Origin of the sequence: Paenibacillus sp. NPDC058898 (assembly GCF_049316025.1) — a bacterium.
Taxonomy (GTDB): domain Bacteria; phylum Bacillota; class Bacilli; order Paenibacillales; family Paenibacillaceae; genus Paenibacillus_AQ.
Genome location: NZ_JBMOSM010000024.1, coordinates 26,891 through 40,487, shown reverse-complemented (window position 1 = coordinate 40,487; position 13,597 = coordinate 26,891). Strand labels below are relative to the sequence as shown.

The following is a 13,597-nucleotide window of genomic DNA, read 5'->3' as shown; positions in this document are numbered from 1 at the left end:
AAAAAGACCTATACAGGAAGACTCCATCAGGAGGTTTTCTTTAACGTTGATAGATGTAGCAGCCGAATTATATATGATATGGCTGTAATTCTGATGTTTTTTACGAAAGAAAGAGGTGAAGGAAACGATGTTTAGTGATACGATTGCAGCTATTTCAACAGCTGTCGGTGAAGGCGGCATTGCGATTATTCGCGTTAGCGGGCCGGATTCCGTTCAGGAAGTGGAGCGTATATTCAAAAGTAAAAACAAGTTAACGGAAGTGGACTCCCATACCGTTCATTACGGTCATATTGTAGATCCGAAAACGGGAGAAAACCTCGAAGAGGTGCTCGTGACGGTGATGCGTGCTCCTCGATCGTTCACGACCGAGGATGTCGTCGAGATCAGTGCCCATGGTGGGGTCATCTCCGTCAAGCGGGTGATGGATTTGTTGCTTCAATTAAACATCCGTTTGGCGGAACCCGGTGAATTTACGAAGCGGGCTTTCTTAAACGGGCGGATCGATCTATCCCAGGCGGAAGCCGTTATCGACCTGATTCGTTCGAAATCCGATCGCGCCTTTTCCGTTGCCCTCAAGCAGGTTGAAGGAACGTTATCCCGTAAGATTAACGAGCTTCGTCATACCTTGGTCGAAACGCTGGCCCATATTGAAGTGAATATCGATTATCCTGAGCATGACGTGGAGTCGCTTACTTCAGAATTCATTAAAGAGAAAAGCCAACTTGTCATGGGTGAAATTGATAAGCTGCTGAAGACTGCGCAAGAAGGGAAAATCCTACGTGAAGGGATTACGACAGCTATTATCGGTCGCCCTAATGTGGGCAAATCTTCGCTTCTAAACACGCTGGCCCAGGATAATCGGGCGATTGTCACGGATATACCGGGGACGACTCGCGATGTGATTGAGGAATTTGTGACCATTAACAATATTCCGTTGAAGCTGCTCGATACGGCGGGTATCCGGGAAACGATGGATGTGGTCGAGCAGATCGGCGTTGAACGATCCAAGCATGCGGTAAACGAAGCGGATCTCATTCTGCTCGTACTGAATGCCAGTGAACCGCTGCATCAGGACGAATTGGAATTGATGGAACAAATACGCGGTAGACAATGTATTGTCATTATGAATAAAATGGACTTACCGTCTAATCTCGATCTGGACATTCTGCATCGGTACTACCCCGATGAATTGATTGTTCCGATGTCGATGAAGGCACAAGAGGGAATTGACCGGTTGGAAGAGGCTATATCCAACTTGTTCTTCAGCGGCCAGATTGAAGGCGGAGATCTGACGTATGTAAGCAATGTGCGACATATCGCTTTGCTGAAGAAATCCAAGCAGTCGCTGCAGGATGCTTACGATGCGGCTGAACAGCTCATCCCGATTGATATGATCCAAATCGATGTGAGAATGGCTTGGGAGCAGTTAAGTGAGATATTGGGTGAAGCGGTTGGCGATTCGCTCATTGATCAGATTTTTTCACAGTTTTGCTTGGGTAAATAAGCTCCAAGGATTACTATATATAGTAGGAACAGCTCAGCAATTTCAGGGATATCCGAGGTGGATGCCCTTTGATTACGTATATAACACAATTAGAACAGGATGGTGAGCTATGAGCTATATGGGTGGCACTTATGACGTGATTGTAGTCGGTGCAGGACATGCCGGCTGCGAGGCTGCACTTGCATCTGCACGAATGGGTGCTGAAACGTTGATGGTTACCATCAACTTGGATATGGTTGCTTTTATGCCGTGTAACCCGTCCATTGGAGGGCCTGCCAAAGGCCATGTCGTGCGCGAAATCGACGCACTGGGCGGAGAAATGGGACGCAATATTGATAAAACTTTCATTCAAATGCGAATGTTGAATACAGGTAAAGGTCCGGCTGTCCATGCGCTGCGTGCTCAAGCCGATAAGTTTTCTTATCAGCATACCATGAAAGAGACGATGGAGAAGGAAGAGAAGCTTACCCTTCGTCAGGGTATGGTGGATCAGCTCATCGTAGAAGATGGTGTGTGCGTGGGGATCATAACGCAGACGGGTACGGAATATCGTGCGAAAGCCGTTGTGCTGACAACCGGTACGTATTTGCGCGGTAAAGTTATTATGGGTGAATTGATGTATGAGAGCGGTCCGAACAATCAACAGCCGTCGGTAAAACTTGCGCATAACCTGCGCGAGCTTGGATTTGACCTTGTTCGCTTCAAGACAGGTACACCCCCGCGGGTGCATAAGGATACGATTGATTTCTCCAAGACCGAAATTCAGCCTGGGGATGAGAAGCCTAAGTTCTTCTCTTATGAAACAAAGTCCTCCGACAATGAGCAGCTTTCTTGCTGGTTGACGTATACGTCGGTGGATACGCATCAGATCATCAATGACAACCTTCACCGCGCACCGATGTTCTCCGGCGTTATTGAAGGTACTGGGCCACGTTATTGCCCATCCATCGAGGACAAGATCGTTCGTTTTGCCGACAAACCGAAACATCAAATTTTCCTTGAGCCTGAAGGTAAAAATACGAAAGAATACTACGTGCAAGGGCTATCCACCAGCATGCCTGAGGATGTTCAGCTTGCGGTTCTTCGTTCCATCCCCGGAATGGAGAAGGTAGAAATGATGCGTAACGGATATGCTATCGAGTATGATGCAATGGTGCCAACACAGCTGTGGCCGTCTTTGGAAACGAAAAAACTGCCGGGTCTGTTCACAGCCGGACAGATCAATGGAACCTCGGGCTATGAAGAGGCAGCAGGACAAGGCATTATGGCGGGAATCAATGCAGCACGTAAAGTGCAGGGCAAAGAGCCAGTGATATTGGATCGTTCCCAGGGTTATATTGGAGTGCTGATCGATGATCTGGTGACTAAAGGGACAAATGAGCCTTATCGTTTGCTCACCTCCCGTGCAGAATATCGTCTGCTGCTTCGTCATGATAATGCCGATTTGCGTCTTACTGAAATCGGTCACGACATCGGCCTCATTTCGGAAGAGCGTTATGCTAAATTCATTCAGAAGAAGCAGTTGGTTGAGCAAGAGATCGAACGTCTTCGGCAAACGAAGGTGAAGCCGGTTGAAGTGAATGCGATGCTGGAAGCGGCCGATTCTGCACCGATTGTGGATGGAAGCAATATGCTGACGATCCTGCGTCGTCCGGAAATCACGTTTGCGATGATTGAGTCGCTCTCGCCGTCTCCTTACGAACTGGATGAGGAAATGAAGGAGCAAGTCGAAATTCAAATCAAATATGCGGGTTATATTGAGAAACAGCTGGGTCATGTGGAAAAGCTGCAGAAGATGGAGAAAAAACGCATTCCCGAAGATATCGTTTATGACGAAATCAACGGACTGGCCATGGAAGCTCGGCAGAAGCTGAACAAGATCCGTCCGATCTCCATCGGTCAGGCATCACGCATTGCAGGAGTAACGCCAGCGGATATTTCGATACTTCTCGTTTACCTGGAGCATTATAACCGGGTAACCGCAGCGAAAGGATAAGGAATGGACGACATTCAGAAGGCTTTTGTTGACCGGCTCGGTGAGCACGGGATTACGATCGATGAGATACAGCTTCACCAGTTCGAGATGTATTACGAGATACTGGTAGAGTGGAACGAGAAAATGAATTTAACCGGAATTACCGAACGGGAGCAAGTTTATACGAAGCATTTTTACGACTCGATTACGCTCGCTTTTTACGTGGATATGACTCAAATCGGCAATCTGGCGGATATCGGATCAGGCGCTGGCTTCCCAGGTATTCCTCTGAAAATATGTTTCCCGCATGTGAAACTGACGATTGTGGATTCGCTTAACAAACGAATTAACTTTCTGAAGCATGTTGTGGATACGATTGGCCTGAATGGGGTTGAACTGATTCACGGACGTGCGGAAGAGGTTGCTCGTAAGCAGGGGTACCGTGACGGGTTCGACCTGGTCACCGCAAGAGCGGTTGCTCGCATGGCTGTGTTGAACGAGTTCTGTCTACCTTTCACCAAGGTAGGGGGGCGTTTCGCCGCTATGAAGGGCAGTGACCCTACGGAAGAGGTGAAGGAGGCGGCTCGCAGCTTGAAGGAGCTGAGAGGGGCTTTGAACAAGGTTCATTCGTTCTCCTTACCCGTAGAGGAATCTGGCCGGCATATCGTGGTAATCGATAAAAAGGGAGCCACGCCTTCCAAGTACCCCCGCAAGGCGGGTACGGCCAGCAAGACGCCGATTGTGTAAGTATCTTGCAACTCCGATCTAAGGCACTATCAATGACTCCCTTGCAGAAGCAAGCTTGGCAAGGAGACAAGTAAACTAATCAAAGAGAAGGACTCTATGGAGTTCTTCTTTTTTTTAATTGGCTGTGTAAGATTTGTTGAGCGGGCAGATCGGTCGTTAATATCTTTTTCTATTCACATATGCAATACATAGAGACCGTTGTTTATTTTAGTTTCGTTGGTTAAGTCCATCAGTACGTTTATCTATTCTATAGATTGGGACGTGGGGTGAAATCACATAAGAAAATTCAACTCGGATCACCGAGTGGGAGGCAGTCTATACAGAAGCATCTTTAGGTTTTGATCATGCGCGCTCATCCTTTGCGCGGATTTATTAAACAGAGCCAAGGCTGACTTCTAAAGGGAGATTTTCAAGTTCAAGCTGAGTTTATAAATAAGAATGAAATCAACGCTGTGGATGCACCTGATAAATTTGCAATGTTTCACGTGAAACATTAGAAGTAAGTTGTCGGATATAAATAGATATCTCTTTGGAAGTGTTATTTCTTGTTTGTCGGATTATTTTGATATCAACTATGCTATCTAACTTGGATATTGAAGGATAGACCCACTAAGGAAAGGAAGTTTGAAGGTATCATAATCATGCGCCGGAGAACGCTAAGTGCGCAAAGGGAGCAGTGACGCACGATGTTACATAATTCGTTTTCATTCATCTACTAGCTTTTCAGATTCAGCTCGTCTTTGACTTGGATGATATTGGTCGTTGGAGAGATCTAATCTATTGGCAAATCCCACAATTATTCTGAATGCTAGGATCGTTAGAAAGGCTGCAGGATAGATAAAGGTGGCCTATTAACATGATATCGAGGCAAAAACTTTGGAACTGTGCACAAATCATGTATAAAGCAAGCGAGAAATGAAGGAAAAAAGGTGATATTGGAGAATAGAGTTATAGGACAAAAAGTGGTAGAATAGAATCGTAGTATCCATTTGGACAGAAGGGCCGGTTTGCCCGTTCTTTAATAGGATGAAAGAGTATAAATCCTGGTTTGGTCACTTTTCCATCCTTGCTTCGTGCAGTCAACAACCTTGATCGTTGTGGCTGCTGTTTTTTGGAAAGTGCCGTGCGATCCCAAGGGGATCATGGCCTTATGCGAAGTAGAAAACATATATACCACTTGTGAGATATCGATTGATAGTAAGCATCATGATAAAACCTCCTGTTATATCTCTCAAGAAGAAACCGCTTCATGCAGCGGTTTGGATCAGAGTAATACGTCTATGATCACCACAGGCGTCTTTTCTCTGATCAGCATGAAATCTGTTTTTGCAGGGAAATGCCTGGCACCACAGTGGATTCTAGCGCCAATGGATGGTGGAATCATCTGTGTATGGCTCCATATTGTGGTTGTCCAATCGTTTAACCGATTCCGGGATATTCGGAGGCTTATCCGTGCTATCATGAAATTAGGTGGTAATATACGGAATGAAAGAACAATTTTCGAGATTGTTTGGCTTAGCGGCAGAGCGTAACCAAGGGGATGAAGTGAAACAAATCCCGGTAAACGAGATTGTCAGCAGCCCATACCAGCCACGGACGATTTTTGATGATGAGAAGATTGATGAACTGCTCCAGACGATTAAAACTCATGGAGTCATTCAACCTATCGTTGTTCGCGTCCGTAATGGCATGTATGAGATCATTGCAGGGGAACGCCGCTGGCGTGCGGTTAAGAAGCTGGGTCTGGACACGATTCCGGCCATTGTTCGGGAGTTCAACGATTCACAGGCGGCATCGATTGCGTTAATCGAAAATTTGCAGCGTGAAGGACTGACATCCATTGAAGAGGCTGTTGCTTATCAGAAGCTGATTGATCTTCATCAACTGACACAAGAGAGCTTGGCACAGCGTTTAGGAAAAAGCCAGTCTACAATTGCAAACAAGATTCGCTTGCTGCAGCTGCCAGAAGCAGTCAAAGTGGCTTTGATGGAACGTAAAGTGACGGAACGCCATGCTCGTGCGCTGCTTTCTTTGGATAATGAAGAAACCCAGCTCAAGGTGCTGGATGAGATCATTACCAAGGAACTGAATGTGAAGCAGACGGAGGCACGAATCGCCTTTTATAAAGAAGTAACAACGATGAAGAAGTCTAAGCGTATATCTTATAGTAAGGATGTTCGCCTGGCTTTGAACACGATTCGTCAATCGATTGATATGGTATCCGGTTCCGGGATGGCAATTAAAACAACAGAGAATGATCATGAAGATCACTATGAAATCGTTATAAAAATACCTAAACGTTAAGATATGGTGTGAAGCGGTATGCATCGTACCGCTTTTTCTGTTGATCAAGAGATAGTGCTCTACACCAGACTGTATCGATTAACGAAGGGATTAGGTTTGTTGTTACAGATGAGAACCATGTAATTTATTATTACTCATTTTCATCCGCTAAATCCTGGGCATCCCGTAGTTACCGGGAACGTTCGCTTAATACACATATACAGCCTATCGCTGTATATCATCTATTGCGACTACTTAGAAGAGTCTTCCTACATTGAGGTGAAATGAGTGTCAAAGATAATTGCCATAGCAAATCAAAAGGGCGGTGTCGGCAAAACGACGACTTCCGTCAATCTGGGAGCTGGATTGGCTTCGCTAGGCAAACGGGTGCTTTTGGTGGATATAGACCCCCAAGGAAATACAACGAGTGGGGTTGGCATTAATAAAGCCGATGTTGCAAATTGCATATATGATATTATCATCAATGAAGTACACCCGAAGGACGCCATCTGTGGGACTAACATAGAAGGATTGGACATCATTCCGGCAACCATTCAATTGGCTGGTGCTGAGATTGAGCTTGTCCCTACGATTTCTCGTGAGGTACGATTGAAGAAATCACTACAATTAATCAAGCCTCAGTACGATTATATTTTGATTGATTGTCCTCCATCGCTTGGCATTTTAACGATCAATTCATTGACCGCGGCCGATTCAGTAATTATCCCGATTCAATGTGAGTATTACGCGCTGGAGGGTCTGAGTCAGCTGCTGAATACGGTTCGTCTTGTTCAGAAACACCTGAATACCTCTCTCAAGATTGAAGGCGTATTGCTGACGATGCTGGATGCGCGCACGAACCTGGGCATTCAAGTGATTGAAGAAGTGAAAAAGTATTTCCAGGAAAAAGTGTACAGAACGATTATTCCTAGAAACATTCGTTTGAGTGAGGCACCTTCTCATGGACAGTCGATCATTACATATGATCCACGTTCTAAGGGAGCGGAAGTATACTTGGAGCTGGCAAAGGAAGTGATCTCGTATGAGTAAACGATTGGGAAAAGGGCTGGATGCGCTTATTCCATCTTTGTCTATTCATGATGATGACAAGGTAGTGGAAATTCCGCTCAGTCAATTGCGAGCGAATCCGTATCAGCCGCGCAAGACATTTAACGATGAGGCAATCCAGGAATTGGCGGAATCGATCCGTCAGCATGGAGTTATACAACCGATTATCGTCCGCAGTGTGCTGAAAGGGTATGAGATTATTGCCGGGGAGCGCAGATTCCGGGCATCTCAATATTGCGGAAAAGCTACGATTCCGGCGGTGGTTCGATCTTTTAGCGATCAACAGGTTATGGAAATCGCCCTGATTGAGAACCTGCAGCGCGAGAACCTGAACGCCATGGAGATTGCTGTAGCTTATCAAGGTCTGATGGAACAATTTTCCTTAACCCAAGAAGAGCTTTCATTGAAGGTAGGTAAGTCTCGTTCTCACATCGCTAACTTTTTGCGGTTGCTTTCCCTACCAGAAGAAGTGAAGGACAATGTTTCACGTGGAACATTATCCATGGGACATGCCCGAGCGATCGTTGGAATAAAGGATCCAATTCTCGTTAAGCAGTTGGCAAAACAGTGTGTTGAGCAAGAGTGGAGTGTTCGTGAACTAGAGGAAGCTGTTAAGAATCTGGATCGTAAACCAACGGATAAAGCGAAGCCTAAGGTTAAGAATAGAGATCCTTATATCGATCATTTGGAAGAGGATCTGAGAGAACGGTTTAAAACAACTGTAAAAATTAAGCACAATAAGGATAAAGGGAAGATTGAGCTTAATTACTATAGCAGACAGGACCTGGAACGGTTGTTGGAACTTCTTCAATAAAGAGTCGTAGTTTTGTTGAAGAAGATACTATTGTGAGTGACGGGTTGAATAACAAATGGTTGAACAGCAAATGAGTGTGATTAAAAACCAAAGACATGTCGACGTTCCTGTAAGGGAATGAGATATGTCTTTATTTAACTAAACGTGAAGCCATAGCCTTGATGCTGGATTAAAGAGGTTTTTGGACATATCCTGTTAAGAGACACCAATACGGTAAAGATGAAGGGGAAACATCATGGACCCGATCGTTTATCTGGATCATGCAGCCACTTCGTGGCCAAAGCCTCCTGAAGTATTTGAGGCGATGAGAAAGGCGATGGAGGAGGAGGCTGCAAACCCGGGACGTGGGAGTCACCGGATGGCGGTGAAAGCTTCTCGTGTACTCTACGGAACGCGAAAGACGCTCGCGGATTTGTTTGGGGTGAAAAATCCTAATGATATTGCGCTGACATCGAATACAACAGAAGCGTTGAATTTAGCAATCAAAGGCTATTTGCGTGAAGGCGACCATGTGATTGCCACTATGATTGAACATAACTCAGTGCGAAGACCGTTAGAGTTTTTGAAACGCACCCGAGGGATACAAGTGGACTACGTTCCTGTCGATGAGGAAGGTCAGCTTGATGTGCAACTAATGGAGGGAGCTTTTCGTTCTAATACTAGGCTTGTTGTATGTAGTCACAGTTCCAATCTTCTTGGTTCGATTATTCCTCTCGTTGAAATAGGAGAACTGGTGAAGAGGAAAGGGGCCGTACTGCTCGTAGATGCTGCCCAGAGTGCCGGTATGCTGGATGTTCACGTGGAGGAGATGCATGTAGGCATGTTGGCTTTTCCGGGGCATAAAGGGCTTCTGGGGCCGCAGGGGACAGGCGGGTTGTATATCTCGCCTGATATTGATCTGGAACCATTACTGCACGGAGGCACAGGGAGTCAATCGGAGGCTATTGAACAGCCAACGGTACGTCCGGATCGATATGAGGCAGGGACGCCTAACACGATTGGATATGCGGGATTGCAAGCGGGTGTGAAGAAGGTGCTTGAATGGACACCCCAGCATATTTACCGGCATGAATGGGAGTTAACGCAATATATGATGGAGGGTCTACAAGAGGTAGGAGGCCTTCGAATACTAGGTCCTGCTCTTGGACAGGCGAGGACAGGTATTGTTGCATTTGTGTCGGAACGATTCAGTGCGTCTGAATTGGCTTTCCGACTGGACCGCGAATATGGAATTGCTGTGCGTGCCGGTTATCATTGTACACCGCTTGCCCATATGGTATCAGGCACGGAACAGACGGGTGCAATCAGAGCAAGCGTGGGGATATCTACTAGCCGTGACGAGGTAGAGTTCATGCGAAAAGCGATTGCAGAGATTCATAGTTAATCGAATAGATCAAGATGGAGAAGAGGAAGGAAGAAAGCATGTCTGAATTAAATGAATTGATCATGGAACAGCTTCATTGGTTTGTCGTCGGAATGGTCATGATCATCTTGATCTTATGGGTAACTTTAATTGTACAAGGGACAAAACTGCGTAAAATGAGGCGACGTTATGATGCGATGATGGAAGGCAGTGGGGTAGAAGACATCGAATCGCTGTTGGTCCAATTGAAAATCCAAATGGATGAGATTGAAGAGGGACATGCCCATCATCAAAAAATGCTGGATACGATCAGCGGCAGTTTGAAAGGGATGAAGTCCAAGGTTGGTATCGTACGATACAATGCGTTTGGCGAGCGGGGAAACGAAATGAGCTTCTCCCTGGCTATTCTCAGCGAACAAGAGGAAGGGATCGTGCTGACCGGTCTGCATAACCGGGAGAGCTCTTTTGTGTATGCTAAACCACTGAAGGATGGGCAGTCCAAATATCCATTGTCTCCGGAAGAAAAAGAGGCCGTCACTCTTGCGCTGCAAGAAGGGTAGAACGGTTCCACTCTTTGATGCCTGCAAATAGGCAGGTTGCAATAATATCAGACAACCGCATGACCAAGCTTAAGCGAGTGTTCTGCAATACAAAGTATTCCATAAAGCCGCCGACATTGACGATACCCGTTACATGGATATCGCCGACCGGCGGTAATTCTTTATGTACGCCGGCTCCAGGCTTTAGAGGACCATCGGATATCTGAATAGAGCCTACACTTGATGATTGCCCTAAACAAGCATCAATTCCGATTACAAAAGGGTTGTCGAATTTTTCGTATATGGCCGTTAGCGTATCCTTCAGATTCATGGCGTGGACAGGCTCGTCCAGCGTACCGTAGAGATGAAACATGGAACTGTTGTAGCGTGCAAGTGAGGTGCCGACAAGCGGCCCCAGGCAGTCGCCGGTAGACCGGTCGGTACCGATGCAGACAATGACAAGCGGACGATGCTGAATACGGGCGTCAGAGAGATGGAAGAGCAAGCGATGTATAATAGCAGAATGGATATTAGGGTCCGTGTGTGGTATTTTTAAGCTGGAAGCCTCCGGGCGAGACGTGATTTTAGATAGACGGTTCATAGAATCTTCCTTTCGTCTGCATTTGGTAGTATCAGTATATGGATGAAAGACTGTTTTTATACTTTGGGATTCGCTTAAAATGTGATTTATATTCATGTCAGACAGAAGTATGCTCTTAGAAAGAGGGTATGACCTGGACTGCATGAGGTATATGAATATGTTGATCTATGAAAAGGTTTATATAAAACTCTTAATCATTGGAAATGATGAAGAGAAGAACATACATACAAAATGATAGGAATGATGGAGGGGGACGGGGCAGTGGAAGGCGCGATGTTGATCGCATTCGATTCCACCCAGCAGGCACTGCGTGCGGAAATGCTGTTGGAGTACGCGGATATCGAAATTGATCTTTTTCCTACACCAAAAGAGATTACAGCAGGCTGTGCATTATCGATTCAATTCCCATCTGATGCGTTAAAAGATGTTCAAGAGATCATTCAGCAGGAGCATGTGGAGATCCGAGGCATCTTTGCGCTGGATAACAACAAGAGGTATATCAACATCGAAGAGTAAGGGGAGAACACCAGGATGAGGGGCTTTGGTTACTTATCAGCAGAAACGGATGACGGTGTAGATTTAAAAACTATAGCTCAGGAGGCTGATGGCTTGAAAGATAAAGTCTGGGGATGGTTATCGAATGAAGAGATGTGGATGAATATCCTGTCATCCGGCATTCGGGTTATCATCATTTTTATTCTGACGCGTCTTGTGATACGGGTTGTGTATAAAATGATTGATCAGTTTCTCCTTAGGCAGGAGAAGAGTCGAATACAAGTGAACTCAAGACGTTTTGTCACGGTAGGGGAGTTGTTAAAAAATGTAACCTCCGTTGTATGCAACTTTGTCATGATTTTGATCATTCTCTCGGAGTTCCACTTCGAGTTAGGACCGCTGTTAGCCGGTGCCGGAGTCCTTGGTCTTGCTATAGGTTTTGGTGCACAGAGTTTAGTGAAGGACGTTATTACCGGATTCTTCATTATATTCGAGGATCAGTTTGCGGTAGGTGATGTAATCAAAAGTGGTGAGTACCGGGGAACTGTCGAAATGATCGGGCTTCGCACCTCGCGTGTAAAAGGATTGAATGGGGAGACCTATATTATTCCGAACGGGATGATTACCAGCGTCACGAACTACTCCCTTTCCAACTCATTAGCCATTGTAGATCTACCGGTAAAGAACGACCAGCAGGTGAAGGACACGATTACACTGATTCAAGCGGCCCTTACGGGAATCATGGACCGTCGCCCAGAGGTACAGCGGATACCGGATGTATTAGGAATCCAGTCATTGAATACTTCCGAATATGTTGTTCGCATTGTAGCGGAATGCAATCCGAATGCAAGGGAAGATGTGGAGCGTCAGATTCTTACGGATATCAAACAGGCGATTGAAGCACGGGATTTGGGACAAGAACGCGTGCAGGGTTGATCTAATCGGTTAACCAATGATATATAATAGATAGAAGAAGTGATAGAAGTAAAAGGGAGCGGTAGCCATGGAGCGCAAGGTATTTCAGTTAGGGGATATCGTTCAGATGAAGAAGCCGCATCCTTGTGGGAATAATGAGATGGAGATTATTCGCATGGGGATGGATATTCGGATCAAATGTACCAAATGTCAGCATAGTGTGTTGATCCCCCGTTTAAAGTTTGAGAAGAATATGAAGAAGGTTTTGCGTTCGGCTCAAGAGACGGAAGGGGCAGGGGATACACCGTAATATCTCCTCCCCGAAGCGTTAAGACAGGCTATTGACCAGATAATGTTTCCATGATATAATCAATCTTGCTGTGGAAAGGTACCCAAGAGGCCCAAGGGGGCTGACTCGAAATCAGCTAGGCGTCGCAAGGCGTGCGTGGGTTCGAATCCCACCCTTTCCGCCACCAATCGTTTAAAGTTCCGCTGTTATGGTTATAAACGATGTTGATACATAAGTTAGGCGTTAAGCTGTAAAGCGCCTTTGAATAAAACACCCTCATGCAGACGACCTGCAGAGGGTGTTTTTCGTTGGAACAAACTTGAGTTTTTGGTCCCGAGTATTTTTGCACAAAAAAGAAGGGCCCGATTGGGCCCTTCCTTCTGGGTAGGCGGTGCTTGTGAATTGGAATCATTTTATCAGCACTTCTGCGAACCTTGTCAATAGCTTCACTTGTCCAAGAGGTCAAGCATTCGGCTCATTTCCTCAGCTTGCAATCCGTGTGACGATCAGAAACCTCATGCGTCGTTCTGCTGCAACGTTCAACGGAACCACACCTCTCTCATGCACCGCCTGATTATAATGTGCGCATAAAGGTGTCTTTGTATACACACAAAATTCACAGGATAAAAATTCCAGTATCAAATGTTTAGAATGCATGGCTTGGTCAACAGTGATTCAAGCCATGCCCTGACTTCGTACCGTGCGCAAAGGATGAGGTAGGCATAATGTAAAAAACTCCAGGCTGATGACTTCAGGTGGTTACTTAGGCTGCACTCTGCGCTTGTTTAACCATACACGATCGTCATTTTGGGTTTCAGGAAACGTATCACCTTTGTTCATTTGGATTTGACGAGGATTTTCGATCCCCATGATATGGTCTCTGACGCCCACTTCCATATAAATGCCGTTGTTTGGGGCTTTGTCACCTGCACGAAATTCGGACTGTTCTCCCATTGTGGAATTCCTCCTCATTATGATGGATGGACTGCATGTATTATCATGCG

Annotated in this window: 13 protein-coding genes and 1 tRNA gene; 12 read left to right on the top strand and 2 right to left on the bottom strand. The window is 45.8% G+C overall.

The window, feature by feature from the left end:
• Positions 1 to 127 precede the first annotated feature (127 nt).
• The 8 genes from mnmE (at position 128) to ACOZB4_RS32405 (ending at position 10,314) form a co-directional block, all read left to right on the top strand.
• Positions 128 to 1,504, top strand: a complete 1,377-nt coding sequence (gene mnmE / locus ACOZB4_RS32440) for a tRNA uridine-5-carboxymethylaminomethyl(34) synthesis GTPase MnmE (protein ID WP_098749638.1) — start codon at positions 128 to 130, stop codon at positions 1,502 to 1,504.
• A 109-nt stretch (positions 1,505 to 1,613) separates the two neighbouring features.
• The gene (gene mnmG, locus ACOZB4_RS32435; protein WP_379412024.1) at positions 1,614 to 3,500 is read left to right on the top strand and encodes a tRNA uridine-5-carboxymethylaminomethyl(34) synthesis enzyme MnmG; all 1,887 of its coding nucleotides are present in this window, start codon (positions 1,614 to 1,616) and stop codon (positions 3,498 to 3,500) included.
• A 3-nt stretch (positions 3,501 to 3,503) separates the two neighbouring features.
• Positions 3,504 to 4,226 (top strand): 16S rRNA (guanine(527)-N(7))-methyltransferase RsmG, encoded by a 723-nt coding sequence (gene rsmG / locus ACOZB4_RS32430; protein WP_076326294.1) that lies wholly within the window; start codon positions 3,504 to 3,506, stop codon positions 4,224 to 4,226.
• 1,485 nt (positions 4,227 to 5,711) lie between these two features.
• Positions 5,712 to 6,530: a nucleoid occlusion protein gene (noc, locus tag ACOZB4_RS32425; protein WP_076326293.1), complete on the top strand. Its 819-nt coding sequence runs from the start codon at positions 5,712 to 5,714 to the stop codon at positions 6,528 to 6,530.
• A gap of 267 nt (positions 6,531 to 6,797) precedes the next feature.
• Positions 6,798 to 7,559, top strand: coding sequence for a ParA family protein (locus ACOZB4_RS32420; RefSeq protein WP_076326292.1), 762 nt, complete (start codon positions 6,798 to 6,800; stop codon positions 7,557 to 7,559).
• A complete protein-coding gene (locus tag ACOZB4_RS32415) occupies positions 7,552 to 8,391 on the top strand; it encodes a ParB/RepB/Spo0J family partition protein (protein WP_076326291.1) in 840 nt (279 codons plus the stop codon). Before ACOZB4_RS32420 ends, ACOZB4_RS32415 begins: the two co-directional genes overlap by 8 nt.
• Positions 8,392 to 8,626: 235 nt before the next feature.
• Positions 8,627 to 9,775 carry an aminotransferase class V-fold PLP-dependent enzyme gene (locus ACOZB4_RS32410; RefSeq protein ID WP_339269151.1) on the top strand — a complete coding sequence of 383 codons (1,149 nt, stop codon included), beginning with the start codon at positions 8,627 to 8,629 and terminating at the stop codon, positions 9,773 to 9,775.
• A 38-nt stretch (positions 9,776 to 9,813) separates the two neighbouring features.
• Positions 9,814 to 10,314, top strand: coding sequence for a DUF4446 family protein (locus tag ACOZB4_RS32405; RefSeq protein WP_339269150.1), 501 nt, complete (start codon positions 9,814 to 9,816; stop codon positions 10,312 to 10,314).
• Here ACOZB4_RS32405 and yyaC read toward each other — a convergent pair.
• Positions 10,289 to 10,894, bottom strand: coding sequence for a spore protease YyaC (gene yyaC, locus ACOZB4_RS32400; protein WP_076326288.1), 606 nt, complete (start codon positions 10,892 to 10,894; stop codon positions 10,289 to 10,291). The genes ACOZB4_RS32405 and yyaC overlap by 26 nt on opposite strands.
• A gap of 231 nt (positions 10,895 to 11,125) precedes the next feature.
• Between yyaC and ACOZB4_RS32395 the strand changes: the two genes are divergently transcribed.
• The 4 genes from ACOZB4_RS32395 to ACOZB4_RS32380 all read left to right on the top strand — a co-directional run bounded on the left by ACOZB4_RS32395 (position 11,126) and on the right by ACOZB4_RS32380 (position 12,777).
• The gene (locus ACOZB4_RS32395) at positions 11,126 to 11,410 is read left to right on the top strand and encodes a DUF3343 domain-containing protein (protein WP_379411945.1); all 285 of its coding nucleotides are present in this window, start codon (positions 11,126 to 11,128) and stop codon (positions 11,408 to 11,410) included.
• Positions 11,411 to 11,425: 15 nt separating this feature from the next.
• Positions 11,426 to 12,325: a mechanosensitive ion channel family protein gene (locus tag ACOZB4_RS32390; protein ID WP_379411942.1), complete on the top strand. Its 900-nt coding sequence runs from the start codon at positions 11,426 to 11,428 to the stop codon at positions 12,323 to 12,325.
• Between the two features lie 67 nt (positions 12,326 to 12,392).
• Positions 12,393 to 12,614, top strand: coding sequence for a DUF951 domain-containing protein (locus tag ACOZB4_RS32385; RefSeq protein ID WP_076326286.1), 222 nt, complete (start codon positions 12,393 to 12,395; stop codon positions 12,612 to 12,614).
• A 72-nt stretch (positions 12,615 to 12,686) separates the two neighbouring features.
• A tRNA-Ser gene (locus ACOZB4_RS32380) sits at positions 12,687 to 12,777 on the top strand.
• 575 nt (positions 12,778 to 13,352) lie between these two features.
• Here the strand turns inward: ACOZB4_RS32380 and ACOZB4_RS32375 are convergent.
• The gene (locus ACOZB4_RS32375) at positions 13,353 to 13,547 is read right to left on the bottom strand and encodes a YjzC family protein (protein WP_053490757.1); all 195 of its coding nucleotides are present in this window, start codon (positions 13,545 to 13,547) and stop codon (positions 13,353 to 13,355) included.
• Positions 13,548 to 13,597 lie beyond the last annotated feature (50 nt).

Coding starts and splice junctions, on each gene's coding strand:
- ACOZB4_RS32405 (WP_339269150.1), top strand. CDS start 9,814: ATGTCTGAATTAAATGAATTGATCATGGAACAGCTTCATTGGTTTGTC.
- rsmG (WP_076326294.1), top strand. CDS start 3,504: ATGGACGACATTCAGAAGGCTTTTGTTGACCGGCTCGGTGAGCACGGG.
- ACOZB4_RS32385 (WP_076326286.1), top strand. CDS start 12,393: ATGGAGCGCAAGGTATTTCAGTTAGGGGATATCGTTCAGATGAAGAAG.
- noc (WP_076326293.1), top strand. CDS start 5,712: ATGAAAGAACAATTTTCGAGATTGTTTGGCTTAGCGGCAGAGCGTAAC.
- ACOZB4_RS32410 (WP_339269151.1), top strand. CDS start 8,627: ATGGACCCGATCGTTTATCTGGATCATGCAGCCACTTCGTGGCCAAAG.
- mnmE (WP_098749638.1), top strand. CDS start 128: ATGTTTAGTGATACGATTGCAGCTATTTCAACAGCTGTCGGTGAAGGC.
- ACOZB4_RS32395 (WP_379411945.1), top strand. CDS start 11,126: ATGATAGGAATGATGGAGGGGGACGGGGCAGTGGAAGGCGCGATGTTG.
- yyaC (WP_076326288.1), bottom strand. CDS start 10,894: ATGAACCGTCTATCTAAAATCACGTCTCGCCCGGAGGCTTCCAGCTTA.
- mnmG (WP_379412024.1), top strand. CDS start 1,614: ATGAGCTATATGGGTGGCACTTATGACGTGATTGTAGTCGGTGCAGGA.
- ACOZB4_RS32390 (WP_379411942.1), top strand. CDS start 11,426: ATGAGGGGCTTTGGTTACTTATCAGCAGAAACGGATGACGGTGTAGAT.
- ACOZB4_RS32415 (WP_076326291.1), top strand. CDS start 7,552: ATGAGTAAACGATTGGGAAAAGGGCTGGATGCGCTTATTCCATCTTTG.
- ACOZB4_RS32375 (WP_053490757.1), bottom strand. CDS start 13,547: ATGGGAGAACAGTCCGAATTTCGTGCAGGTGACAAAGCCCCAAACAAC.